Here is a 24911-nt window from a genome sequence, read left to right on the forward strand (position 1 = left end):
GCCAGTCCGGACGGTCCGTGCCACCGCACGTTCTCGGTCAGCTTTTGCAGCAGGCGCGGCCGGTGGGCGGTATCCGGGTGCCGGGTGCCGGGGGCCCGAGTCGGGGCGGGGACGATCACCTGGAACCACCCCACCGTTCGGTACCGGTCCCCACGAGGGGAGGGACCGGTACCGAGCGGCGGGGTGCGGGGGCCGGGCGCCGGGGACGGCGTGGTGTGCGGTTCCGTGAGCGGCTTCGGTGTGCGGTTCTTGGGCGCTGCACCGGTCTGGTTATCTGATGGACCGTCAGTTAAGGTCGGTCACCCCCGCCGCTGCCGTAGGGAGTGATCTCCGTGGGAACGTCTCTCGAGAGCCCGCAGCCGTCCGGTGACGTGCGCTGGGTGGCGCTGTTCCACGACGCCTCCGCGGGCGCCTGGATCCCGGGGGCCGAGTCCCCGTACGAGGGACCCGTCCGTTACGCGGTGGGCGAGATGACCCAGACGCTGCGGGCGCGCCGTGACCGGGTGACGGTGGCCCTGTGGGGACCGAAGGACGGCGCCTGGCACCGCTACGACGCCCCCGTCGCCCCCGACACCTCTGTCGCCCCCGGCACTTCCCTGTCCTCGTCCTCCGGCAACGGCGCGGCGGAACCGGCGAGACTCGCGGAACGCATGACCGACCGCCGTCACCAGGTGCTCATGGCCGGTCTGAGCAAGGCGGGCCTCTACGACCTGGTCCCCGACGACGAGGCAGCCCTGGGCGCCCTCGTCGAGCGGCTCGACGAGACCACCGTGCGCAGGGTGGCCCACTGGCTGGCGACGGCCGCGGCCCGCTGACAGGCGCTGACAGGCGGGTCGGGTCCGGGCGGCCCGCAGGGACGGGGCACGCCGCCGGTTCAAGCCGGTGCCGGATGGGCAGGCACCCTCGGAGCCCTCCCCTCCCGCGGACAGGAGCGCAGATGAGGATCTCCGCCGATGACGGACGCGGTGCCGCGCGGTGAACGGTGCCGGTTCGCGTTCCGGCGCAGGTGCTGCCACTGCCACTGCCACTGCCCGTACCGTCAGGGAGACGCTGGTCACGCTGGGGCGCGCCTATGTGCGGCGGGCGCCCGGCGGTCTCGGGAAGAGTGCGCTCGCCGTACGACTCCTCAACCCGTATCTGCGCGAGTGTCCGCGCCGGCGGGTCGTGGAGACCCGTGCCGGAACGCGGTTCGCCGTCGACACCCGGGATCTGATCCAGCGGTACGTCTATCTGTTCGGGGTCTGGGAACCCCACCTGACGCACTGGCTGCGGCGCAGGCTGGCGCCCGGTGACGTCTTCGTCGACGTCGGGGCCAATGTGGGCGTGTTCAGCGTCCTGGCGGCGCGGCTCGTCGGGGAGCGGGGGCGGGTCGTGGCGATCGAGGCGTCGCCCGACTTCCACACCCGGTTGGTGCAGCAGGCCCGTCTCAACGGCTGTCACAACATCCGCGCGCTCAACACCGCCGTGTCGGACGGTCGCACCACGCTGACCTTCGTACTGGCCAGCTCCCACAACATGGGGGCGAACAGCATCGTTCCCTACGACGGGCCCGCCGAGGCCACGTTCGCGATCGAGGCCCGGCCGCTGGCCGAGCTGCTGGAGCCGGAGGAGATCGCCCGAGCCCGGGTGATCAAGATCGATGTGGAGGGCGCGGAGGGAAGCGCCGTACGCGGTCTCGCCCCCGTGCTGGACCGGCTGCGGCCCGACGCCGAGATCACCGTCGAGGTGACCCCGGACCGGATGGCCCGGCTCGGTGACCGCGCCTCGGACCTGCTGCGCACCATGGCCGACGCCGGGTTCCATGTGTACCGCCTGGCGAACGACTACTCCCCCGGCAGCTATCCGCGCGCCCTGAGCCGGCCGCCCGTGGCCCCGGTGCGCTGGCGCGGTCCCGTCACCGGGGAGAGTGACCTGATCTTCTCCCGGGTGGACGCGGAGACGCTTCCCTGAGGCGTCAGCGCTCCGGGTACCGCCAGCCGAGGTCCGCCAGTGCTCCGGCCCTGGCCTCCGCCACCGCCGCACGGGCCGCGCGTTCGGCGGGGTCCACGTGGGAGGGCTGTCCTGTCGCCTGACCGTCCCACTTGCGGTAGAGGAGCCCGGCCTGCCGGGTGAACCAGCCCCGGCTGACGGCGTTGAGCGCGAGCAGCAGACCCGTGTCCTCGGAGGCGGGCAGCGCCATCCAGCCGCCGAGTGCCAGGAGCAGGTCGCGGCGGACGCACAGGGTCGCCGGGTGGACGGGGGCGCGGAAGCCGTTCGCCCGCCAGTGGCCGAGGACGGTGCCGTACTCGACCGGTCCTTCCGCAGGATCGCCGGGGAATCCGGCCGTCGAGCCGTCGGGCAGCAGGTCGAGGGCGCGGGAGGTCGTCCACCCGATCTCCGGGTCGGCCTCCAGGACGGCGAGGTCGCGGGCCAGGGCCCCGGGGGTGAGCAGGTCGTCGGCGTCCAGGATCTTCACGTACGAGCCGTCGGCGTTCGCCAGGGCGATCGTGCGCGCCACACCGGGACCACCGGGGCGCCCCTGGTGGAACGTGACCCGCGTGTCGTCGGGAACGTGGGGGCGTACGGCGTCGGTGGCGCCGTCCTCCTGTATCAGCCAGCGCCACTCCCAGCCGTCCGGGAGGCGCTGCGCGCACAGGGAGGCGTAGGCCTCGGGCAGAAACCGTGCCGAGGGGGCGTGCACAGCGGTGACGACGGTGATGACGCGCCGTTGCGGGCCCTCGTACGCCTTTGACACCGCCTCAGCGTACGTGCTGTGCAGAGGAGTTGATGAGGCGGGGCGGTGGAGGAGCGGGCGGTGGAGAGGCGAAGGGGCCGGGGACGGCGACGGCCTCCGGCCCGCGGGGCCGGAGGTCTGTACGTGCGGTACGCAAGATCGCCGTTACGTCGTGGTGGGAATGGCCGTCGGTGTCACGTCTGCGGAAAGGCAAGGGGTGTCACGTCTACGGAAAGGCAAGGAGTGTCTGCGGAGTGACGAGCGGTGTCACGTCTGCGGAGGGGCAGGCGGTGCCATGTCGTACGGCGCCGTGGGGGTCACCGGGGCGAGGTGCCGGTCAGCAGCGCTGGAGTGTCTGGGCCTGGGCCTGAGCGGGGATCCTGGCTTCCGGTCCGGTCGCCGCTTCCTCCGCCTCCGTGGCGTCGCCGAGCGGGCGGTGGCGGCAGCTGGGGGACTTTCCGTGGGCTTCGGCTCCGATGCGCTGCTTCATCGTCGGGGGCAGTGCCCTGGCGCGGGGAACGCGGTGGTGGACGGTGGGATTCCTCGGCGCGGGTCGCTTGGCGTGCGCGGTGCCCTCGTGTGCCGGCTCGGTCCGGGCCGCGGCGGTGGCGGCGGTCGTCGTGATGAGTCCGAGCGCCGTGCACAGCGCCAGGAGAGCGGTGATCAAGCTGGTCCACAGCTTCATGACCTTGTTCTGGGCGGCCATGTCCCCTCGCTTTCAGGTTGGGCGATTTGCGTACTTTCCTCATGATGTGTATGAGGCGTGCGAAGTGGTGGACCGACGCCCGTGGCGCGTCGATCTTCGGATGAACACCACCCGGTTGGTCGCACGGGGCCGCCTGGGCCGTGAAGCGGCGGAGGACGGGGAGGAAGAGGGAGGAAGAGGGGCGGGAAGTGACGTTGCGTCGGGGTGCGATCACCCTCCGGACGGGGTGGCAACGGCCGTTCCCCGGGCGGCCGTCAGGGCTCGCGCCCGGGCCCGGGCCGGGGCCTCGCGCAGGTCACCGGCCGATATCGGCCGGTGTGTATAGTCGGGCGCCAGAGGTCCCCTACGTCAAGGAAAGACGAGGTCGCGCGGTGAAGAAGCTTCTCCTGGTCGCACTGGCCGCCATCGGCGGGCTCCTCGTGTACCGCCAGATCCAGGCGGATCGCGCCGAGCAGGATCTGTGGACGGAGGCGACCGACTCCGTGCCCACGGGTTCCTGACCACAGCAGACATCCGGTTCTGAACAAGCCCCGGCCGCCTCGCGGTCGGGGCTTCGTGTTGTCCGGGGCCCGTGCGGGACGCGGGCTGCCCGGGGCAGGATGGACGGCGGTCCGGGCGAGGGCGGCCACGGGCGGCCGTGACGGCGACGACCACGGTGGCCACTGCTGCTGAAACGGCGAGGGCGGCCGGGGACACGGCGACGACGAGGGGCGGCGGGCGATGGGGCGGCGGCGTACGGCGTGGCGAGGGACGGCGAGGCTGTGGACCACGAGGCTGTGGACGGCGACGCGGCAGAGGCCGTGGTCCCGGAGGCCGTTGTTCTGGGGGCTGTGCTCCTGGGGGCCGGGGCGCCGGGCGGCGTGCGGCGGGACGCGCAGGGCGGCCTCGGGATGCGTCGCCGTCCTCACGGCCTTACTCTCCGCGTTCTCCGCCGCACCGGCGGGTGCGGCGGGCACGGCGGGCGTCGGCGGTACCTATGCGTATGCCCCCGGGGCTCACCCGATCGGCGGAGCGACGGCGGCGGCGGACGCGGCTACGCTCGAACCGGGCACGACATACAGGAGTTCGATATCCAAGGGCGGCAAGGTCTATTACCGCCTCGACCTCGACGCCACCACCACGACGTACACCTCCGTCACCGCGATACCGCCGGCCGGTGCCACCGTCTCCGCCACCGACGGCATCAAGGTCTCCATGCAGGACGCGAGCGGCGGACCCTGTTCCTTCTCCAGCGCGTCCTACGGCGCCGGAGGCAGCCCGCGTCCCGTCACGGCGCTCGCGGCGCGCGAGGTGGCGCCCGGCAAGACCCTGTGCCGGACCGCCGGGACGTACTACGTGGTCGTCGAGCGCCGTGACTCGTCCGGATCCTCGCCGGACGACTGGGGACTCGAACTCTGGCCCGTCTCCGAGCCCCCCCTCGAGACCGCCTCGGCGTCCTCCGGGACCGGGACGCCGGGCTCCTGGGACTCCTCCTCGCCCGAACCGGTCACGGGCGAGGCCCGTACCCGGGGCGGCGGCTCCGGGTACAGCGGGGCCAGGGCTCTGGGGCCGGGCGTGTGGCGGGTCGGTCTCCGGCCGGGACAGACGCTGTTCTACAAGGTTCCGGTCGACTGGGGACAGCAGTTGTCGGCCGAGGCCGAGCTGAGCGACGCGGCCGACGGCCACGGCTATGTGAGCGGTGCGCTCGACCTGGACCTGGACAACCCCGCGCGCGGGCCCGTCACCGACGCCGCCCTCGGCTACAGCGGTGTCCGCAAGGCCGTCGCCCTCGACCCCCTGCCACCGGTCGGCTACGGCAACCGCCAGGCCGTCCTCGACCAGGTGAGCGGGATGCGGTTCGCGGGGTCCTACTACCTCGTCGTCCATCTCGGCGCGCGGATGGCCGACTCCTTCGGAACCGGCCCGTTCGAGGTCACGCTGCGGGTGGGACTCCGCGGCTCGCCCGCGTCCGGGCCCGCCTACGACGGCGCGCCGGTACCGTCCGGCGTGTTCGAGGTGAGCGCCCGCGACCGGGAGGCCGCCGCAGCCGGTACCGGCGGCACCGGCGGTACCGGTACCGGTGACATCGATGCCCGCGACGGCCGTCGTCCGGCCCCGGTGGCACTGGCAGCGGGCGGTATCGGAGCCGGGACGGCGCTGCTTCTCGGCCTCGGTGTGTGGACGGTGATCGCACGGCGCAGGGCGGCACGGGTGCCCTAGAGACGGGCCAGTGCCCAGAAGCCGACGGCGTAACAGGCCAGAGCGAGCAGCAGGACAGGGACCACGACCCCGGCGGGCGGGCCCGGCCTGCGGCGGCCCCGGCGCGTCCCCCGCGCCGGCCGTGACCGCCCGTGCGGCCGTGCTGCCGGTGCCGGCACCGGTGCCGACAGCGACAGGTGTGGGGGTGGCTGCGGTGGTGCCCCGGGCCACGGTGCCGCGGGTACCTGGGCGGTGTACGGGGCGGTGGGGACCTCGGCCCGCGGCTCCTGACCGGGCCAGGGCGCCGCGGCCGGGGGCTCGGTCTGCGGCCGGGTGGGCGGTGTGACGGGCGCCTTCTCGGGGTCGGCGGGAGGGAGGAGGGTGCCCGGTTGAGGGGAAAGCCGGATCGGAGGGTGCGGTGAGGCCGTGGACCGGCCGGCCGGTGACGTGGTGGGCCGGGGCGGCGGCAGGTGGAAGCTTCCGGTGTCCGACATGGCCGGCCCCGCGGGGGCGGGGGCCGCAGGGGAAGAGGGTTGCGCGGGCACCGACTGCGAAAACCCCGAAGACCCCGAAGATTCCGAGGACGATGTGCCTGGCCCCTGCGGCATGGCCGGGCCGGGCGGTCCCGATGCCCCGGAAGGCGGCCCGGGCGGACCAGGTGGTCCCAGCGCACCCGGTGGGACGGGCGCACCCGGCGGTACGGGTGGGGCGGGCGGTTCTGACGGGAGGGGCCGTACGGATCCTGCCGTGCCGCCTCCGTGCAGCGGCTCCGCGCCCTGGGCCTCAGCAGCGCCGCCCGTGTCCCCGCCGTCCGCCGGAGGGTCCTTGCCGACAGGTCCGTCCGCGCCGAACCCGGCAGGCAGCGGGCCCAGTTGGTCGAAGATCTCGATCAGTTCGTCGTCGGGTCCCGGTTCCGGCAGCAGTTCCCGGACCGCGGCGAGCGCTTTGCGCGCCCCCGTCGCCGTGCGGAACCGGGCCTGCGGGTCCGGCTGGAGGAGCGTGGCCACGACCTCCCACAGCGGCTCCGGGATGCCCTTGGGCGCCCCCGGCGTCCCGTGCTCCGCGAAGTACTGCACGAGAGCCTTGGTGTCAGGCTTGGCGCCCTCCAGCAGATACAGGGCGACAAGACCCACCGCGAACAGGTCGGCCGCGAAGTCGGGTTCGGCGCCCATCATCTGCTCGGGCGAGATGTAACCGGGCGTCCCGACCACCAGGTTGGTGTCCGTCAGCCGCGGCTCGCCCAGCCGCATCGCGATGCCGAAGTCGGACAGTCTGAGCCGGGGCCGTGCCGTACCGGTGGCTTCGAGCAGCAGGTTGGCGGGCTTGACGTCCCGGTGCACCACGCCCTCCGCGTGCACTGCGGCGAGCCCGGACAGCAGCTGGTCGAGCAGGGTGCAGACGAACGGGTGCGGCAGGGGGCCGTAGTCCCCGACCAGGTGGACCAGCGAGCCGCCCGCCACCAGATCCATGGTGAACAGGACCTTGTCGTCGTCGGCGGCCCAGCTCGCGGGTGCGAGCACATGAGGGTGGTCGATGCGTAATGCCTGCTCCCGTACGAAACGCAGGAGGGAGTGCGCGTCGCGCTGCTGGAGCACCTTGGCGGCGACATAACGGCGCCTCCGCCGGTCCCAGGCACGCCACACGGCACCCACACCGCCGTGTCCGATCGGATCGGCCAGTTCGTACCGGCCGGCGAAGACCTCACCCATGGCCGTGCGTCGCTCCTCCCCCTTCGGCTACCCCCTTGCCTTGCCTCCGGGGAGCCGCCGGAAACCGCGTGGCGAACCCGCCGGAAACCGCGCGGCCCGGCCGCCGCCCCCGCGACGGCCGGGCCCCACGGGTCAGTTCTGGTGGGACTGGTAGTGCGCCACGGCGTCCGAGGTGCGGCCGGCGCCGTAGACCCGGAGGAACTCTGCCAGTTCCGGGTAGGACGGGGCGAGGGTTTCCGCCGCGTCGATGATGTCCCCCGCGGCGGCGACCGAGCGGAGCAGCGACTGGATCTCGCGGACCACCCGCTTGACCGTGGGCGCCCCCGAACCACTGGTCGTCTGCGTGGTGTTGCTCAGCACCGAGCCGCCCTGCGACTTCTTGATCTCCTCCATCCGTTCGGTGGCCTCGGCCGCGCTCACGCTGCCGTCCGAGACCTGCCCCGCCAGCTCCTGCAGCTGCTGCACCCGCTGGACCACCGCGGGATTGCCGATCTTCGCCCGCTGGCCGCTCATCAGCTGCGACAGCATCGGAGCGGACAACCCCAGCACTCCGGCGAGCCGGGCCTGGTTGAGCCCCAGATCGTCGATGAGCTTACGGAAGAGCGCCCCCAACGGCTCCCCGTACCAGTTCCGCTGCAGCTCCCGCGCTCGTGCGGTGGCTTCCTGCTGTGCGGCGTCCATTGCGTCTCCCCATCGCTTCCCCAAAACCGTGGTTCGCTTCAGCGAACCACGACGAGCATCTTACGGAGAGTGGTCGACTACGGGGAGCCCTAACTTTTTTGCGAGATCCCGGGGGTGACCCGGTACGCTGGTCTGCGACGCCCGCGGGTATGTTCCGTGCCCGTCCGGACGTTTCCCTTTGGGGCCTTAGCTCAGTTGGTAGAGCGCTGTCTTTGCATGGCAGATGTCAGGGGTTCGACTCCCCTAGGCTCCACAGCCGAGATGCCCCCGGTCCGCGCAGCCGCGCCACCGGGGGCATCGTCGTTCTCGGTGCTCAGTAGCCACGCGAAGATTGCAGCGGTTTGCACTGAGGTCTCTTTTTCGGTTTTGACCATGCATGACTGCCGCGGATGGTCGCTTCAGCAAAGCATTACCTGTCGGCGCGGACGGTCCGGTCGTGAGGGAGCGGCACCTCGTGATGTTCCACGTGAAACATCACCCCTTTGTGTGAAACGCCGCTGCGGGGCGGGGAACCCTCAAGTCCCCTGTCCCGCAGCGGCGTTCCGCCGGTGTCGTGTCACCATCCCTCTTCGCGGTGGGCGGCGTCCTCCTGGGCCTCCTTGGCCACCACCTCGGGATCGAGCGCGGCGGGGTCGCTGCCGTCCACCGAGCTCAGCCGGGCGCCCGACTCGGGTACTTCCGTCGCGGCCGACGGCTCGACCAGCCAGTCCGGGTTGGCCTGCTTGTCCCACCACTTCCATACGGCGAAGGCGCCCCCGGCCAGCAGGCCCAGTACGGCCACCGCCTTGACCGTACGGCCGGCCCGATTCCGCCGCCGGTGCCTGCGGGCCAGCTTGCGGACCTCCTCGGGGCTCACCTGGCCGCGCAGCGTCACCAGTGCCGCGGCGCTCCGTGCGAGGGCTTCGTCGCGCACGGGGCCGGCCGCGGCGACGGCCTGCTCGATCTTGGGGCGTGAGTAGTCGGCGGCCTGCCGCGCGGCCTTCAGGGTGCGTGCGGCGGCCTCCTGGGCCGCCTGGTCGACCATCGGCGGCACATGGGTGCGGGCCAGCTCCAGCCGGGGTGCGACATGGGCGCCGTACTGGACGCGGGCCTGTTCGGCGGCCTGTGAGACCTTGGGCGCGATGAGCACACGTGCCTCGTGCGCGTAGTGCGAGGCCTTGTCCTTGGCCGTGTCGGCGTAGGGCGCCACCACTTCCGCGGCGTGCAGCACGCTGTCCTTCGCCGAACCGGTCGCGGCACGCACGCTGTCGATGCGGGTCACGGGTTCCTCCTCCTCGGTGGCGTACGGTATTTCGACTTTCCGCCCTTCTGCGGATCATGCCTGGCGGACTGCTCCCGGGCATGTGCGGACGGGCATCCGGGGCAACAGCGGGCCGGCCGCTGCGCACCCGGCGGTACAGGACCGACGACTGATCGACGGCCGTTCCAGTGCAATCGGATGAATACAGGGCAACGGGACCTTGTCGCCGACAATGCCACGGATCGCCGCCGTGCGCTTCCGTCGGGGACGCTCCCGGCAGGTTTTCCGGTCGCCGGGCGACGGAGGGCACCGGCCGTGGAAGGATCGGGGACATTCGGGGGGAACACAGAGCACGACGGAAGGCAGATCGTGGCCGAACAGCTGTACGCCACCCTGAGGACCAGCCACGGCGACATCGAGGTGCGGCTGTTCCCGGACCATGCGCCGAAGACGGTCAGGAACTTCGTCGAGCTCGCCCAGGGCGAGCGTGAGTGGACCGACCCGGCCACCGGGGTCAAGGGCACGAACCGGCTCTACGACGGCACCCTCTTCCACCGGGTGATCAGCGGTTTCATGATCCAGGGCGGTGACCCGCTGGGCTCCGGCCTCGGCGGACCCGGCTACGAGTTCGCGGACGAGTTCCACCCCGACCTGCGCTTCGACCGGCCCTATCTGCTCGCCATGGCCAACGCGGGACCGAACACCAACGGCTCCCAGTTCTTCATCACCGTCGCCCCGACGGCCTGGCTCAACCGCAAGCACACCATCTTCGGCGAGGTCACCGACCCGGCGAGCCAGAAGGTCGTCGACGCCGTCGCCGGTGTCCCGGTCACTCTGCCCAACCACCACCCGGTCGACGACGTCGTCCTCGAGTCGGTGGTCGTCGAGCGGCGCGAGACGAACAGGAACCGGTGACCTGGAACCGGTGACCTGGACGCTCCGGGGCTGACACGCCCGGACCGGACCGGGGCGCTGATGCGTCCGGAATCCCCGAAGGGAACCATTCGCCCTGCTCGTCCGTAAGGATGAGCAGGGCGAACGCAGTGCGAACGACGACTTAGGGGATTCCATGGACCAGGCGCCAGGCGATCCACAGGGCCCGTACAGCGGCCAGGTTCCGCAGGACGGCCATGTCCCGTCGGTCTGCTACCGCCACCCGGACCGGGAGGCCGGTGTCCGCTGCGCCCGCTGCGAGAGGCCGATCTGCCCGGAGTGCATGGTCAACGCCTCCGTCGGCTTCCAGTGTCCCGAGTGCGTGCACGACGGCGGCTCCCGCTCGGGAGGAACCGGCACCGGTCGTCCGCCGGCCGACGCCCGACCGCGCACCCTGGCCGGCGGTACGGTGGCCGCCGACCCCCGGCTGGTCACGAAGATCCTCATCGGTGTCTGCGTCGTCGTCTTCCTGCTCCAGCAGTCGATGGGTGACGCGTTCGACACCCGTTATGAGCTGTTCGGCCGCGCGGTCGTCGCCGGGCAGTTCGAAGGGGTCGCGGAGGGCCAGTACTACCGGCTGCTGACCTCGATGTTCCTGCACGGCGGTCTGATCCACATCCTGTTCAACATGCTGAGCCTGTGGTGGATCGGCGGCCCGCTGGAGGCCGCCCTCGGCCGGGCCCGCTATCTCGCCCTCTTCCTCGTCTCGGGGCTCGCGGGCAGCGCGCTCACCTATCTGATCGCCCCGCCCAACACGCCCTCGCTCGGAGCCTCGGGCGCGATCTTCGGGCTCTTCGCCGCCACGGCCGTCCTCATGCACCGCCTGAACTACGACATGCGGCCGGTGATCGCCCTTCTGGTGGTCAACCTGGTCATCACCTTCGGCGTGCCCCACATCGCCTGGCAGGCGCACATCGGCGGCCTGGTGGCCGGTGGCATCGTCGGCTACGCGATGGTCCACGCCTCGCGGCAGCGGCGGGTGCTCGTGCAGTATGGAAGCTGTGCGCTGGTCCTGGCCGCGGTCGTGGTGATGGCGCTGCTGAGAACGGCGCAGCTCGTCTGAGGGGCACCGTCGGAGACACAGGGTCACTGGGAGCGGTCATGTTGTCCACAGTGAGTCGCTGATCTTGTGCATAGGTCAGGGAACAGGTGTGCCCCCTGTCGCTGACCCGTGTCTTCGCAGGTCAGGCAGGGGGCTGGGAGAGCCGTCAGCCGATGTGTCAGTCGTACCGGCGTCAACCGGGAGGTGAGTTATCCACAGACTTTCCGCTGCCCGCCCGAGTTGTCCCCAGGGGGCTGCGGAAACTGTGGATAACTCGGTGGACGGGCTTTACTTCCACTGCGTGGAGACGCCGAATCCTGCCGCGATGAAGCCGAAGCCGACCACGATGTTCCAGTTGTCCAGCTGGTCGATCGGGAGTGAGCCGTCGGTCACGTAGAAGACGACGATCCACGCCAGGCCGAGGAGGAACATGGCGAGCATCACAGGCGCGACCCAGCCGCGATTGGCCAGCTTGATCTGAGCGGCCTGCTTCGACGGCGGCGGCGTGTAGTCGGCCTTCTTGCGGATACGTGACTTCGGCACGAGGGTCTCTCCTGTCGATGCGCTGCATGGCCGCGCAGGGAAACTGGGGTGGTCCGGGGCAGCGTACAAGGGGACACTGAGCGCTCCTCCGAGCTTCGGTTAGCGTAGTGCTTCCGCGGCGCCGAAGGAGAGTAAGGGTACGTTGAGCTATTCTGCCGACTCCCCCGGTACGGGTGCCAGCCCCGAACGCACGGGGCGGATCCGTCCTGCGCGCGTTCTCACCGTGGGCGTCTTCGCGCTGGCCGGGCTGCTCTTCTTCACGAGTTTCAACACGGCCAAGGGCACCAACATCCGTACGGACGCCTCCCTGCTGAAGCTGTCGGACCTGGTCCAGGAACGCAGTCACAAGAACAAGGGGCTCGACGAGTCCAACGCGGCCCTGCGCGGCGACGTCGAATCGCTCGCAGCCGCCGGTGACGACGGCCGCACCAGGACCCAGGACGAGAAGCTGACCGGTCTGGAGAAGACCGCGGGCACCGCGCCGCTCAGCGGTGAGGCGGTCACCGTCACCCTGAACGACGCCCCGCCGAACGCCACCGCCAAACTCCCCGGCTATCCCGAGCCGCAGCCCGACTACCTGGTCATCCACCAGCAGGACCTCCAGGCCGTCGTCAACGCCCTGTGGAAGGGCGGGGCCCGGGGCATCAAGGTCATGGACCAGCGGCTGATTTCCACCAGCGCGGTGCGCTGCGTCGGCAACACCCTGATCCTCCAGGGCCGGGTCTACTCACCGCCGTACAAGATCACGGCGATCGGTGACACCGGCACGCTGCAGAAGGCGCTCGCCGACTCCCCGGCGATCCAGAACTACATGGTGTACGTCAACGTCTACGGCCTCGGCTGGAAAGTCACCGATGACGGGACGGTGACTCTTCCGGGCTACTCGGGCACAGTGGATCTGCACTACGCGAAGCCGGTGGAGTAGCCGTTCGCACGTAGCCCTTCACACGTGGCCCTTCGCGCGTAAACCCTTCGCACGTAGCCGTCCTCACGGGAGCTGCCGGTGCGCGTGATCGTCAGAACCGTCAGCGAGCTCTGCATCACCGCCGGCAGCGTGATCGTGCTGTTCGTGGTGTACGTGCTGTTCTGGACCGGGGTGCGGGCCGATTCCGCGATGCACGACCAGATCGACCGGCTCCAGCGGCAGTGGACGCAGCACACCGTGCGGCCGGCCGGCCCCGGCTCGTCCGCGAGCCCGAGGAGAAGCCCGAAGGATCCGGCGCGGCAGGTGGCTCCGGCCGCGTACCACTACGGCAGGCCCTTCGCGATCATGTACATCCCCCGGCTCGGTCTCACATGGCACAAACCCGTGCTGGAGGGCACCGGCACGGACGTGCTGCAGAAGGGTCTCGCCCACTACACCCGCACCGCGCGGCTGGGCGGGCTCGGCAACTTCGCGGTCGCGGGTCACCGGCGCACCTACGGCGACCCGTTCAAGGACTTCCCCGAGCTCCGTCCGGGTGACGCGGTGGTGCTCACCGACGGGACGACCTGGTTCACGTATCGGATCGACAAAGGGCCCTACAAAACAGTCCCCACCGACGTGGGCGTGATCGACCCTGTGCCCCGTGAGTCCGGGTACCGGGGTGCGGGCCGCTATCTGACGCTGACCACCTGCGATCCCGAGTGGGGGCACAGCCACCGCCTGATCGCCTGGGCGCATCTGGACTCCACCCTGCCGGTGGAGGCCGGGAAACCGGAGGCGCTGCGCCGTTAGTCTGGTGCGGTACGGCGTGAGTCCGGTGCCGTGGTGCGAGGGAAGGGACGGCATGTACGGCTGGATCTGGCGGCATCTGCCGGGGAACGCGTGGGTGAGGGCGCTGATCTCACTCGTCCTGGTCCTCGCCGTGGTCTACGTCCTCTTCCAGTACGTCTTCCCGTGGGCGGAACCGCTGCTGCCCTTCAACGATGTGACGGTGGACAACCAGTGAGCGCGCGCATTCTCGTCGTCGACAACTACGACAGCTTCGTCTTCAACCTGGTCCAGTACCTGTACCAGTTGGGCGCCGAGTGCGAGGTGCTGCGCAACGACGAGGTGTCCACGGCGTACGTCCATGGGGGCACCTCCCGCTCGAGCGAAGCCGAGAGCGGGGGAGGTTTCGACGGCGTGCTGCTGTCCCCGGGCCCCGGCACCCCCGAGGAGGCGGGCGTCTGCGTCGACATGGTGCGCCACTGCGCCGCCACCGGGGTGCCCGTCTTCGGCGTCTGCCTGGGCATGCAGTCCATGCAGGTGGCGTACGGCGGTGTGGTCGGCCGGGCGCCGGAGCTGCTGCACGGGAAGACCTCGCCGGTGCTGCACGAGGGCCGGGGCGTTTTCGCCGGGCTGCCGTCCCCGTTCACGGCGACGCGCTATCACTCGCTGGCCGCGGAACCGGCCACCGTGCCGTCCGAGCTCGAGGTGACCGCCCGGACGCCCGACGGCATCATCATGGGCCTGCGCCACCGGGACCTGCCCGTCGAGGGCGTGCAGTTCCACCCCGAGTCGGTGCTGACCGAGCACGGCCACCGGATGCTGGCCAACTGGCTGGTGGAGTGCGGCGACCAGGAAGCGGTGGCGAGGTCGGCGGGGCTCGCCCCGGTGGTGGGCAGGGCCACGGCGTGACCGCGCTGCGCCCCGAGCGCGAGACGGGGACCTCGTACGGCACCCTGCCGTACGAGCAGCCCGGCGCGTTCGAGGCCGGGTACGGCGAGACCCCGCCGCAGCCGCAGCAGCAATCGCAGCCGCATCTCCACGAGGAGACGATGGCGCTGCGGATTCCCCCCGCACCGCCGCCCGTCGACGAGGACGAACCGCCTCCGTCCGCCTCTGAGGCCCCTTCGGACGCTTCCGCCACGCCACCCCCACCCGGCGGCCGGGCGGCCCGCAGAAAGGCCGCCAAGCGCCGTCACGGGCGCCATGGCGGCCCGGGCAGCAGGGCACCGGAACAGCCACCGGACCAGTCACCGGGGCAGCCGTCGGGGCAGCCGTCGGGCCGGAGCGCGGGCGACGGCGTCCCGGCCGCCCCCCTCTCCCGTGTGGAGGCCCGCCGCCGCGCCCGGGCGAACAAACCCGGCGCCGGTGTGCTGGCCAGCCGGGTCATCGGCGAGGTGTTCATCACCACCGGCGTGCTGATGCTGCTGTTCGTCACCTACCAGCTGTGGTGGACGAACGTCCGCGCGCACGCGCAGGCCGGCAGCGAGGCGCACCAGCTGCAGGACGACTGGGCGAGCGGAAAACGGGCCCCCGGCACCTTCGCGCCCGGGCAGGGTTTCGCCATTCTGCACATCCCCAAGCTCGATGTGGTGGTGCCGATCGCCGAGGGCACCAGCAAGACCAAGGTCCTGGACAAGGGCATGGTCGGCCACTACGGCGAGGACGACCTCAACACGGCCATGCCGGACGCGAGGACGGGGAACTTCGGCCTCGCGGGCCACCGCAACACGCACGGCGAGCCGTTCCGCTACATCAACCGGCTCAAGCCCGGCGACGCCATCGTGGTGGAGACGCAGGACACGTACTACGTCTACAAGATGGCGTCCATCCTGCCGGTGACGCCGCCCAGCAACACGAGTGTGCTGGACCCCGTCCCGAAAGGCTCGGGCTTCACCGGACCCGGCCGCTACATCACGCTGACCACGTGCACGCCGGAGTTCACCAGCAAGTACCGGATGATCGTCTGGGGCAAGATGGTCGAGGAACGGCCGCGCAGCAAGGGCAAGCCGGATGCGCTCGTCGAGTAGGGGCAGATGAACGTGGCAGCGACCACCGACGGCACGGACCGGCACGGACACACCGCCGGGCCCGGGTCTCCCGAGGGGCCGGGGCGTCACCGGCCGGGCCGGATCGCGACGGCGGTGAGCGTGTTCGGCGAACTCCTCATCACCGCGGGCCTGGTCCTCGGTCTGTTCGTCGTGTACTCCCTGTGGTGGACGAACGTGATCGCCGACCGGGCGGCCGACAAGCAGGGCGACGAGGTCCGCGACACCTGGGCGCACGGCGGCAGTTCGGGGCCGGGCGCGCTCGACGTCAAGGGCGGCGTCGGGTTCCTGCACGTGCCGTCCATGAAGAACGGGGAGGTGCTGGTCGAGAAGGGCACCTCGACGGAGGTCCTCAACGACGGCGTCGCCGGGTATTACACCGATCCGGTGAAATCGGCCCTCCCCACGACCGGCAAGGACGGCAACTTCACCCTCGCCGCGCACCGTGACGGCCACGGCGCCAAGTTCCACAACATCGACAAGGTCAGGAAGGGCGACGCGGTCGTCTTCGAGACCAGGGACAAGTGGTACGTCTACAAGGTCTACGACATCCTCCCGGAGACCTCGAAGTACAACGTCCAGGTCCTGGCCCAGGTGCCCGAGGAGTCCGGCAGGAAGAAGCCGGGCCACTACATCACCCTGACGACCTGCACCCCCGTCTACACCTCCCGCTACCGCTACGTGGTCTGGGGCGAACTGGTCCGCGTCGACAAGGTCGACAGCAGGCGGACCCCGCCGAAGGAACTGCGCTGACACCACGGCGCACATGAGCCGGGCCCGAAGCCGCAACCTCTCTTTGCGACTTCGGGCCCTTTGGACAGCACCCGGGGTATGACCGTCACCGCAGGTCCTGCAGGACCTGCAGGGCTGTTCCGGCGTTCCACCTTTCCAGCAGCCCGCGGTGCACCGCGGTGATACCGCACTCGGCCGCCAGGGCGAGGGCGTCCCGGGTGAAGGGGGAGGTGGCCACGAAGAGGGCCACGTCGGCGCGGTGCAGGACCTTGGCCGAGCCGATGAACCTCTGGACGTCCGCGCTGCCGACCGAGCTGTGCGCGGCGAACCTCTTGCACTGGACGGCGACACGCCGGCCGTCGGCCGTACGGGCCGCGATGTCTACCCCGCGGTCCCGGTGACCGCCCTGGACGGCCACCTCGGCGCAGCCGTCGCGGCGCAGGAGGGCCGCGACATGCTGCTCGAACTCGCGGCCGTTCATGACGTCCAGGGACGCCATGCCCCCGGCGACGGCCCGGTCCGCCCGCAGGGCCTCCAGCCGCCGCAGCCGGGCGTGGTGCTGTGTGAGCCGGTGCTCGACCCGCTGGACGTCCGCGCGCAACGAGATCAGCTCCCTCCGGTGCTCGCCGGAGGTCTCGATCAGCGCGTTGAACAGGGGGACGACGGTGGTGCCGAGGACCTGGGTGATGCGCTGGTCGATGCGGTCGTCGAGGGAGCGGGTGTCCGGCCGGGACGGGTTTCCCGAGTTTTCCACAGGCTGTGTGCGCGCCAGGTACTCCATGTCCAGGAGGTACACGCGTACCTCCTGCGCGACGGTGCTGTCCCGGAGCAGCATGGCGATGTTGAGGACGGCTCGGCGGGAGTAGAGAGTGAGGCTCGACCGGGGCTGTGGATAACTTCCGGGATAGCGTGACAGGATGTCACGCTTAAATCGTGCCAGTTCAGAGCCCTGGAGCGTCATCATTCCGTTGTGGGTGAGCTCGTCGTGGTGCCGTGCCTTGACCTGCCGGACGGTGTCGGCGGTGACCTCGAAGTAGGCCGCGACCATCGCCGTCGTCACATGCATGCCGTCCGGCAGCAGGGACAGGGCTTTCACCTTGTCGAGGACGTGCGTGCGGTCCAGGACGCTGTCGCGCAGGGTCTTCGATTCCAGCAGCACCGTTTCGTTGATCATTTTTTCCCCTCGGATCGTGCCGTGGCCGTACAGCCGGGGCGGAGATCCGATTCCCCACCCCATCCGATCAACGAGTGCTGGTGGGGGGAAGACACGATTGGCGCAAGAACTGCCGTGCGATCGCGGGCGTGATCGCGGGCGCCGTCCCGCCGGGAACGCCGTGGGCCCCTGCCGGGAGGTCCGCATCCCGGCAGGGGCCCACGTCGTGGATGTGTGGCGTCAGCCGTTGTTGCCTCCGAAGAAGCCGCCGCCGCCGTTGTTGTTGCCACCGGTCTGGACGGTGGTCAGGTTGACCGCGCTTCCCTTGTTCACCGTGTTGCCCTGGCCCGGGTCGGCGCTCACGACGATGGAGTTGTCGTCCTGGGAGCCGGTGACGGTGCCGACCGTGAGGCCGGCCTGCTCGAGCGCCTTCTTGGCGTTCTTCAGGGTCTGGGTCACCACGGTGGGTACCTGGGTCTGCTCCTGCTGCTTGAGCTTGCCGATCTGGATCTGCACGGTCGAGTTCTTGTCGACCTGGGTGCCGGCGCCAGGTGTCGTCGAGACGACCTTGCCGTCCAGGTTGGAGTCCTGGGTCTCCACCTCGGTGCAGTTCCCGACGAGGTTGTTCTGCGTCATCTGGGCCTTGGCCTCGTCGCAGGTCTTGTTGGAGACGTCCGGGACCGTGGACTTCTCCGCGGCCTTGGCGATCGTCAGCGTGATGGTGGAGCCCTTCTGGACTTCCTTGCCGCCGATCGGCGTCTGGTCGAGGACGGTGTTCGGGTCCTCGGTGGACTCCCGGGTCTTGGTCTTGACGACGAACTTGTAGTCGTCGCCCTCCAGCTTCGACTGGGCGTCGTCCAGGCTCAGGCCGATCACGCTCGGCACCTGGACCTTGGGCGCGCCGGTGGAGACCACCAGGTTGATCGTGTCGTTCTTCTTGGCCTGGGTCTGCGCGGCCGGGTCCTGCGAGCAGATCTTGCCCTTGGGCTGGCTGTCGCAGGCCTTGCTGGTGAACGCCAGGACGAGGTCGACGTTCGAGGCCTGCTGCTGTGCCTCGGCCTTGGTCTGTCCGACGAAGTTGGGGACGGAGACGCTGCTGTCGCCGGCACCGCCGCCGCTGAAGATCCACTTGCCGATCAGGATGGCGCCGATGAGGACCAGGACGCCCGCGACGACCAGCAGGATCGTCGAGGTGTTGTTGTTCTTCTTCTGGCGTCGCCGGTCGGGGCGCTCGTCGTAGCCGTAGCCGCCGTCGTCCGGGTTCATCGGGGGCAGCATCGAGGTGGCGCCGGCGTCGGTGGCGCGCAGGGCGGTGGTCGCCTGGTCGTCCGGGTAGCCGCCGTAGCCGACGGAGCCCATGGCGGCGGTGGCCGCGACCGGCTGGCCGTCGAGGCACGCCTCGATGTCGGCGCGCATCTCGTCGGCGGACTGGTAGCGGTAGTCCGGGTCCTTGGTCAGCGCCTTCAGGACGATCGCGTCCATCTCGGGCGTGATCTCCGGGTCGAAGACGCTCGGCGGCTGGGGTTCCTCGCGGACGTGCTGGTAGGCGACGGCGACCGGGGAGTCGCCCACGAACGGCGGACGGACCGTCAGCAGTTCGTACAGCAGACAGCCCGTCGAGTAGAGGTCGGAGCGTGCGTCGACCTGTTCGCCCTTGGCCTGTTCCGGCGAGAGGTACTGCGCGGTGCCGATGACCGCCGCGGTCTGGGTCATCGTCATCCCGGAGTCGCCCATGGCGCGGGCGATGCCGAAGTCCATCACCTTGACCTGGCCGGTGCGCGTCAGCATGACGTTGGCCGGCTTGATGTCCCGGTGGACGATGCCGCTGCGGTGGGCGTACTCCAGGCCCTGGAGGATGCCGATGGTCATCTCCATCGAGCGCTCAGGCAGGAGTCTGCGTCCGCTGTGCAGGAGTTCGCGCAGGGTGGACCCTTCGACGTACTCCATCACGATGTACGGGATGGAGACCCCGTCGATGTAGTCCTCGCCCGTGTCGTAGACCGCGACGATCGCGGGGTGGTTGAGCGAGGCGGCCGACTGGGCCTCCCGGCGGAACCGGGCCTGGAAGGACGGGTCGCGCGCGAGGTCCACGCGCAGCGTCTTCACCGCCACGGTGCGGCCGAGGCGGGTGTCATGAGCGAGGTAGACCTCGGCCATGCCACCACGGCCGAGCACCTGGCCCAGCTCGTACCGGCCGCCGAGGCGACGCGGCTCTTCCATAAGCTACCTACCAGCCCTCTCCGTCGGTCCCGGTCGGCACAGGGCGTGCTGCCGGAGGCTGCCGTCCGGGCCTACGGTACCCGGATCGTTTCCTGTGACTTGGCCAAGCGCGTGACCCGATACAGGACCGGTATCGCAACGTGCACCGATGTGAAGCGGACGTGAGCCGTGTCACTTCTTGGAGTTGATGACCGCCTGCATCACGTTCTTCGCGATCGGGGCGGCGAGGCCGCCGCCGGAGATGTCGCCGCGGTTGGCGTTCTCGTCCTCCACGACCACGGCCACGGCGACCGGCGTGCTGCCGTCGCCGAGCTTGGCGTAGGAGATGAACCAGGCGTACGGGTTCTTGCTGTTCTCGACGCCGTGCTGGGCGGTACCGGTCTTGCCGCCCACGGTGACGCCGTTGATCAGGGCGTTCTTGCCGGTGCCGTCCTTGACGACCGTCTCCATCATCGACTGCAGGATCTGTGCGTGCTCGGCGGACAGCGGCCGGCTCAGCTCCTGCGGTTCGGTCTTGGAGACGGAGTCGAGGTTGGAGGACTGGAGCGAGTCGACCATGTACGGCTTCATCAGCTTGCCGCCGTTGGCGACGGCGGAGGCGACCATGGCCATCTGCAGCGGGGTGGCGGCGGTGTTGTACTGGCCGATCGACGACAGCGCGGTCTGCGACTTGTTCATGTCGCTGGAGAACACGGAGGCGCTGGAGCGGACCGGGGTGAACTGCTCGGAGGTGAAGCCGAACTTCTTGGCCTCGGCGAGCATCTTGTCGTTGCCGAGGTCGGCGCCGATCTTGCCGAAGACGGTGTTGCAGGAGACCCTGAGCGCGGTCCGCATGGTCGCGTTCTTGCAGGGGATGTTGCCCTCGTTCTTGAGCTCGGTCGTGGTGCCGGGCATCACATAGGGCAGCGGCGAGTCGGTGGCCTGGTCCGCCGAGGTGTAGAGGCCGTTCTCCAGTGCGGCCGAGGCGGTGACCACCTTGAAGGTGGAGCCCGGCGGGTAGGTCTCGCGCAGCGCCCGGTTCAGCATCGGGTCGCTCGGGTCGTACTTCTTCTGGAGCTTCTGCCACGCCTTGGCGTCGGTGTCCGTGTTGCCCGCGAAGACGGACGGGTCGTACGACGGGTACGAGGCCAGGGCGAGGATCTTGCCGGTGGACGGTTCGAGGGCGACGACGGCGCCCTTGCCGCCCTGGGCCTTCAGACCGTTCCAGGCGGCCTTCTGGGCGGAGGCGTTGAGGGTGGTGACGACGTTGCCGCCCTGCTTCTGCTTGCCCGTGAACATGTCGAGGGTGTTGCGGAAGAAGAGCCGGTCGTCGTTGCCGGTGAGGATACCGTCCTCGAGGGACTCCAGCTGGTTGGCGCCGAACGCCTGGGAGGCGTACCCGGTGACCGGCGACCACATGTCGCCGTTCTTGTAGGTGCGCTTGTACTTCAGGTCGTTGACGCCGGACTTGGTGTTCTCGGTGGACCCGGTGATCGGGCTGCCGTCGACGATGATGTCGCCGCGCGGGGTGGAGTAGCGGGCGATGGTGACGCGGCGGTTGTGGGGGTCCTCGCGCAGGCTGTCGGCCTTGGCGTACTGGAGGTAGTTGTCGCGGATCAGCAGGGTGAGGACCAGCAGGCCGCAGAAGATCGCGATCCGGCGCAGGGGCTTGTTCACGGGCGGACCACCTGGGTCATCTCGGCGTCGGGGTTGGCTGCGGGGGCGGGCGCGGGTCTGCGGGCGGTGTCGCTGATGCGGATCAGGATGCTGATCAGTGTCCAGTTGGCCAGCACGGAGGATCCGCCGGAGGCGAGGAACGGCATGGTCATACCGGTCAGCGGGATGAGGCCCATCACACCGCCGGCGACGACGAACACCTGGAGTGCGAAGGCGCCGGACAGGCCGACGGCGAGGAGCTTGCCGAACGGGTCGCGGGCGGCGAGGGCGGTGCGTACGCCGCGCTCCACGATGAGCCCGTAGATCAGCAGGATCGCCATGATGCCGGCGAGGCCCAGTTCCTCGCCGAAGGTGGCGAGGATGAAGTCGGAGTTGGCGGCGAACTTGATCAGGTCGGAGTGGCCCTGGCCCCAGCCGGTGCCGAGGGTGCCGCCGGAGCCGAACGCCCACAGGGCCTGCATCGACTGCTCGGTGTGGCCGACCACGCCCTGCTGGCTGAGCGTGTACTCCTTCATCGGGTCGAGCCAGGCCTGGACACGCTGCTGGACGTGCGGTTCGAAGCTCGCCACGCCGACCGCGCCGGCCGCGGACATCAGCAGACCGAAGACGATCCAGCTGGTGCGCTCGGTGGCGACGTACAGCATGACGACGAACATTCCGAAGAACAGCAGCGAGGTGCCGAGGTCGGTCTCGAAGACCAGGATGAGGATCGAGATCGCCCAGACGACCAGGATGGGTCCGAGGTCGCGGCCGCGCGGCAGGTACAGGCCCATGAAGCGGCGGCTGGCCAGGGCCAGGGCGTCCCGCTTCACCATGAGGTAGCCGGCGAAGAAGATGGCGAGGACGATCTTCGCGAACTCTCCGGGCTGCAGGGAGCCCATGCCGGGGACCCTGATCCAGATCTTGGCGCCGTAGATGTTGGCCCCGAGGCCGGGCACCAGCGGCAGGACGAGCAGGACCAGCGCGCCGAACATGGAGATGTAGGTGTAGCGCTGCAGGACGCGGTGGTCCTTGAGGAAGAACAGCACGGCGACGAACAGGGCGATGGCCAGTGCGGTGTACAGCAGCTGGCGCGGTGCGGCCGGGGCGAAGTTGGGCAGTGACTGGAGCAGCTTCGACTGGTCCAGTCGCCAGATGCAGACCAGTCCGAGGCCGTTGAGGAGGGTGGCCAGCGGCAGCAGCAGGGGGTCGGCGTACGCGGCGAACTTCCGCATGGCGAGGTGGGCGACGGCGGCCATGGCGGCGAGGCTCAGGCCGTAGCTCAGCAGGCCCGACGGGATGTGGTCGTCGATGGCGAGGCCCACGTTGGCGTAGGCGAACACGGGGATGACGACCGCGAACACCAGCAGGGCGAGTTCGGTGTTGCGGCGGCTCGGCGCGCCGATGGAGCCGATCGTGGACGTGTGGTGCGTCGGCGGGTTGGTTGTACTGCTCATCGTGTGACGGGGCCTCTCACGGCTTGCCTACTGCTTACCGCACAGCGAGACGACCTTCTGCTCATCCTCCGAGAGGCTGGGGCCGGGGCTGGGGGTCGCGGACGGGGTCGTGGACGGGGACGTCGACGGGGTCCCCGTCGATGCCGACGCGCCGGGCGTCGGCGATGCCTTGGACGTGAGGGCCGCCCGGGTGGTTCCCGTGATGCCCTTCGCCTGGCCCGACTGGGGTTTGGCGTTGTTGTTCGCCTCGGCGTCCTCGCGCTGCTGCTGCTTCTTGCACGCGGACGCCTGTACCCCGAGGGCCTGCACCTTGTTCTGGGCGGAGGCGAGTCCGCCCGCGGCGATGGTCGCCTTCACCTGCTTCTGCTGGTACGGCGGCAGGTACTTGAGTTCGATCTCGGGGTGGTCCTTCTCCACCTTCGACAGCTTCAGCCAGGCCAGGTCCTGGCTGATCCCGCGGTACAGCGCGATGTGCGCGTCGTTGACGCCGACGTAGTACTGCGTCTGCGTCCAGCGGTAGCCGCCGTAGAGGCCGCCGCCGATCACGGCGAGCGTGAGCACGCTGTAGAACGACCGCTTCAGCCATCGGCGGCCCTTGCCCGGTTTGACGAAGTCGTCGTCCGAGTAGTTCCCGAAACTGCCCGCGGGCACGTATCCGGTGGTGTCGCCGGAGCCGGGCGGGCCGAACTCGCCGCCTCCGCCGCCCTGTCCGTGCCGCGGGCGGCCGAGTCCGGAGGCGCGTCCGGCCGGGGTCTGCATGATGCCGTTGTCGCTCAGGTGGGCCTGGTTCTCGGCGACCGCGCCGACCACGACCGGGGTGTCCGACAGCTGCCCGGCGAGGGTGTCGCCGGTGTCGAGGTCGAGGACGTCGGCGATGATCACGGTGATGTTGTCGGGGCCGCCGCCGCGCAGCGCGAGCTGGATCAGCTCCTGCACGGTCTCCTGGGGGCCCTGGTAGCTGGCGAGGGTGTCTTCCATCGTCTGGTGGGAGACGACGCCCGACAGTCCGTCGGAGCAGATCAGATAGCGGTCCCCGGCGCGCACCTCACGGATCGACAGGTCGGGCTCGACCCGTTCGCCGCTGCCGAGGGCGCGCATCAGCAGGGCGCGCTGCGGGTGGGTGCTGGCCTCTTCCTCGGTGATGCGGCCCTCGTCGACGAGCCGCTGCACCCAGGTGTGGTCCTGGGTGATCTGGGTGAGGACGCCGTCGCGCAGCAGATAGGCGCGTGAGTCGCCGACGTGGACGAGGCCGAGCCGCTGTCCGGTCCACAGCAGGGCGGTGAGGGTGGTGCCCATGCCTTCGAGCTGGGGGTCCTCCTCGACCATGGCGCGCAGCTGGTCGTTGGCCCGCTGCACGGCGGCGCCGAGGGAGGTGAGGATGTCGGAGCCGGGCACGTCGTCGTCGAGGGTGACGAGTGTGGAGATCACCTCGGAGGAGGCGACCTCTCCGGCGGCCTGGCCGCCCATGCCGTCGGCGATGGCGAGCAGGCGTGGTCCGGCGTAGCCGGAGTCCTCGTTGCCCTCCCGGATCATGCCTTTGTGCGATCCGGCGGCGAAGCGCAGTGACAGACTCATGCGCACCTCGCCCGTCGGCTCCGGATACATCCGCACGGTGCCCACCCTCCGGTCGGGAGCGCGCAGGGGTCCGGGATGCGGACCGCCTTCTCCGCGTGCTCGCTCCGCTCGCGCCTATCCATGACGTAGCACTACTTCCGCAGTTCGATGACGGTCTTGCCGATGCGGATCGGGGCGCCCAGCGGGATCGGCAGGGGGGTCGTCAGCCGGGACCGGTCCAGGTATGTGCCGTTGGTGGATCCGAGGTCCTCGACGATCCACTGGCCGTCGCGGTCCGGGTAGATCCTGGCATGGCGGCTGGAGGCGTAGTCGTCGTCCAGCACGATGGTGGAGTCGTGCGCGCGGCCCAGGGTGATCGTCTGGCCCTGCAGCGCGACGGTGGTGCCGGTCAGGGTGCCTTCGGTGACGACCAGCTTGCTGGGCGCGTTACGGCGCTGGCGGCCGCCGCTCTGCTGCTGGCCGCGCTGCTGCGGGGGTGCCGCCTGCCGGGCGGCGGCCTGCTGCTGAGGCCGGCCGGTGTCCCTGCGGGACCCGCGCTGAGTGACGCGCGTTCCGAACAGGTCGCTGCGGATGACCTGCACGGCCACGATCACGAACAGCCACAGTACGGCCAGGAAACCCAGCCGCATGACCGTGAGGGTCAGCTCTGACATTGC

24 protein-coding genes and 1 tRNA gene are annotated in these 24911 nt (G+C 70.1%); 13 read left to right on the plus strand and 12 right to left on the minus strand.

What is annotated here, in order from left to right; translation table 11 throughout:
- Nucleotides 1-332 precede the first annotated feature (332 nt).
- Nucleotides 333-815: a hypothetical protein gene (locus ABZ862_RS06740; RefSeq protein ID WP_360953416.1), complete on the plus strand. Its 483-nt coding sequence runs from the start codon at nt 333-335 to the stop codon at nt 813-815.
- A gap of 259 nt (nt 816-1074) precedes the next feature.
- Nucleotides 1075-1950, plus strand: a complete 876-nt coding sequence (locus tag ABZ862_RS06745; RefSeq protein ID WP_360954479.1) for an FkbM family methyltransferase — start codon at nt 1075-1077, stop codon at nt 1948-1950.
- Between the two features lie 4 nt (nt 1951-1954).
- Here ABZ862_RS06745 and ABZ862_RS06750 read toward each other — a convergent pair whose 3' ends face one another.
- Both ABZ862_RS06750 and ABZ862_RS06755 read right to left on the minus strand, forming a co-directional pair.
- Entirely contained in the window at nt 1955-2734 is a 780-nt protein-coding gene (locus tag ABZ862_RS06750; protein WP_360953418.1) for a glycosyltransferase, read from the minus strand.
- Nucleotides 2735-3050: 316 nt separating this feature from the next.
- Nucleotides 3051-3419, minus strand: coding sequence for a DUF6344 domain-containing protein (locus tag ABZ862_RS06755; RefSeq protein WP_360953420.1), 369 nt, complete (start codon nt 3417-3419; stop codon nt 3051-3053).
- A 371-nt stretch (nt 3420-3790) separates the two neighbouring features.
- Here ABZ862_RS06755 and ABZ862_RS06760 point away from each other — a divergent pair, with 371 nt between their 5' ends.
- Together ABZ862_RS06760 and ABZ862_RS06765 are read left to right on the plus strand one after the other, a co-directional pair.
- Complete coding sequence (locus tag ABZ862_RS06760; RefSeq protein WP_003999697.1) at nt 3791-3919, plus strand: DLW-39 family protein; 129 nt, start codon at nt 3791-3793, stop codon at nt 3917-3919.
- Between the two features lie 316 nt (nt 3920-4235).
- Nucleotides 4236-5618 carry a hypothetical protein gene (locus ABZ862_RS06765; RefSeq protein ID WP_360953422.1) on the plus strand — a complete coding sequence of 461 codons (1383 nt, stop codon included), beginning with the start codon at nt 4236-4238 and terminating at the stop codon, nt 5616-5618.
- Here ABZ862_RS06765 and ABZ862_RS06770 read toward each other — a convergent pair.
- Complete coding sequence (locus tag ABZ862_RS06770; RefSeq protein ID WP_360953424.1) at nt 5615-7306, minus strand: protein kinase; 1692 nt, start codon at nt 7304-7306, stop codon at nt 5615-5617. The genes ABZ862_RS06765 and ABZ862_RS06770 overlap by 4 nt on opposite strands.
- Nucleotides 7307-7438: 132 nt before the next feature.
- Nucleotides 7439-7987, minus strand: a complete 549-nt coding sequence (locus tag ABZ862_RS06775; RefSeq protein ID WP_360953427.1) for a DNA-binding protein — start codon at nt 7985-7987, stop codon at nt 7439-7441.
- Nucleotides 7988-8167: 180 nt separating this feature from the next.
- Here ABZ862_RS06775 and ABZ862_RS06780 point away from each other — a divergent pair.
- Nucleotides 8168-8240 (plus strand) — tRNA-Ala (locus ABZ862_RS06780).
- Between the two features lie 303 nt (nt 8241-8543).
- On the opposite strand, the gene ABZ862_RS06785 is transcribed toward ABZ862_RS06780, so the two are convergent.
- Entirely contained in the window at nt 8544-9248 is a 705-nt protein-coding gene (locus ABZ862_RS06785) for a DUF5324 family protein (RefSeq protein WP_360953430.1), read from the minus strand.
- A 348-nt stretch (nt 9249-9596) separates the two neighbouring features.
- Here ABZ862_RS06785 and ABZ862_RS06790 point away from each other — a divergent pair, with 348 nt between their 5' ends.
- Both ABZ862_RS06790 and ABZ862_RS06795 read left to right on the plus strand, forming a co-directional pair.
- On the plus strand, nt 9597-10142 hold the full coding sequence (locus tag ABZ862_RS06790; RefSeq protein ID WP_360953433.1) for a peptidylprolyl isomerase: 546 nt from the start codon (nt 9597-9599) through the stop codon (nt 10140-10142).
- Between the two features lie 154 nt (nt 10143-10296).
- The gene (locus ABZ862_RS06795) at nt 10297-11223 is read left to right on the plus strand and encodes a rhomboid family intramembrane serine protease (RefSeq protein ID WP_360953436.1); all 927 of its coding nucleotides are present in this window, start codon (nt 10297-10299) and stop codon (nt 11221-11223) included.
- A gap of 267 nt (nt 11224-11490) precedes the next feature.
- On the opposite strand, the gene crgA is transcribed toward ABZ862_RS06795, so the two are convergent.
- A complete protein-coding gene (gene crgA, locus ABZ862_RS06800; RefSeq protein WP_360953439.1) occupies nt 11491-11745 on the minus strand; it encodes a cell division protein CrgA in 255 nt (84 codons plus the stop codon).
- Nucleotides 11746-11887: 142 nt separating this feature from the next.
- On the opposite strand from crgA, the gene ABZ862_RS06805 reads away from it, so the two are divergent.
- From ABZ862_RS06805 to ABZ862_RS06830, 6 genes are all read left to right on the plus strand, one after another.
- Nucleotides 11888-12670: a DUF881 domain-containing protein gene (locus tag ABZ862_RS06805; RefSeq protein ID WP_360953442.1), complete on the plus strand. Its 783-nt coding sequence runs from the start codon at nt 11888-11890 to the stop codon at nt 12668-12670.
- 78 nt (nt 12671-12748) lie between these two features.
- Nucleotides 12749-13462: a class E sortase gene (locus tag ABZ862_RS06810; RefSeq protein WP_360953445.1), complete on the plus strand. Its 714-nt coding sequence runs from the start codon at nt 12749-12751 to the stop codon at nt 13460-13462.
- A gap of 52 nt (nt 13463-13514) precedes the next feature.
- Entirely contained in the window at nt 13515-13676 is a 162-nt protein-coding gene (locus tag ABZ862_RS06815) for a hypothetical protein (RefSeq protein WP_171060312.1), read from the plus strand.
- Nucleotides 13673-14347 (plus strand): aminodeoxychorismate/anthranilate synthase component II, encoded by a 675-nt coding sequence (locus ABZ862_RS06820; RefSeq protein ID WP_360953448.1) that lies wholly within the window; start codon nt 13673-13675, stop codon nt 14345-14347. Before ABZ862_RS06815 ends, ABZ862_RS06820 begins: the two co-directional genes overlap by 4 nt.
- Nucleotides 14344-15465 carry a class E sortase gene (locus ABZ862_RS06825; protein ID WP_360953451.1) on the plus strand — a complete coding sequence of 374 codons (1122 nt, stop codon included), beginning with the start codon at nt 14344-14346 and terminating at the stop codon, nt 15463-15465. Before ABZ862_RS06820 ends, ABZ862_RS06825 begins: the two co-directional genes overlap by 4 nt.
- 6 nt (nt 15466-15471) lie before the next feature.
- Nucleotides 15472-16236, plus strand: coding sequence for a class E sortase (locus ABZ862_RS06830; protein WP_360953454.1), 765 nt, complete (start codon nt 15472-15474; stop codon nt 16234-16236).
- An 85-nt stretch (nt 16237-16321) separates the two neighbouring features.
- On the opposite strand, the gene ABZ862_RS06835 is transcribed toward ABZ862_RS06830, so the two are convergent.
- From ABZ862_RS06835 to ABZ862_RS06860, 6 genes are all read right to left on the minus strand, one after another.
- Complete coding sequence (locus ABZ862_RS06835) at nt 16322-17389, minus strand: restriction endonuclease (protein ID WP_360953457.1); 1068 nt, start codon at nt 17387-17389, stop codon at nt 16322-16324.
- 219 nt (nt 17390-17608) lie between these two features.
- The gene (gene pknB, locus ABZ862_RS06840) at nt 17609-19588 is read right to left on the minus strand and encodes a Stk1 family PASTA domain-containing Ser/Thr kinase (RefSeq protein WP_360953460.1); all 1980 of its coding nucleotides are present in this window, start codon (nt 19586-19588) and stop codon (nt 17609-17611) included.
- 171 nt (nt 19589-19759) lie between these two features.
- A complete protein-coding gene (locus ABZ862_RS06845; protein WP_360953463.1) occupies nt 19760-21244 on the minus strand; it encodes a penicillin-binding protein 2 in 1485 nt (494 codons plus the stop codon).
- Nucleotides 21241-22680, minus strand: a complete 1440-nt coding sequence (locus tag ABZ862_RS06850; protein ID WP_360953466.1) for an FtsW/RodA/SpoVE family cell cycle protein — start codon at nt 22678-22680, stop codon at nt 21241-21243. The genes ABZ862_RS06845 and ABZ862_RS06850 overlap by 4 nt, the downstream gene beginning before the upstream one ends.
- 27 nt (nt 22681-22707) lie before the next feature.
- Nucleotides 22708-24255: a Stp1/IreP family PP2C-type Ser/Thr phosphatase gene (locus tag ABZ862_RS06855; RefSeq protein ID WP_360953469.1), complete on the minus strand. Its 1548-nt coding sequence runs from the start codon at nt 24253-24255 to the stop codon at nt 22708-22710.
- 131 nt (nt 24256-24386) lie between these two features.
- The gene (locus ABZ862_RS06860) at nt 24387-24908 is read right to left on the minus strand and encodes an FHA domain-containing protein (RefSeq protein ID WP_360953472.1); all 522 of its coding nucleotides are present in this window, start codon (nt 24906-24908) and stop codon (nt 24387-24389) included.
- Between the last annotated feature and the right edge of the window lie 3 nt (nt 24909-24911).

This window comes from Streptomyces sp. NPDC047000, assembly GCF_040644295.1.
Lineage (GTDB): Bacteria > Actinomycetota > Actinomycetes > Streptomycetales > Streptomycetaceae > Streptomyces.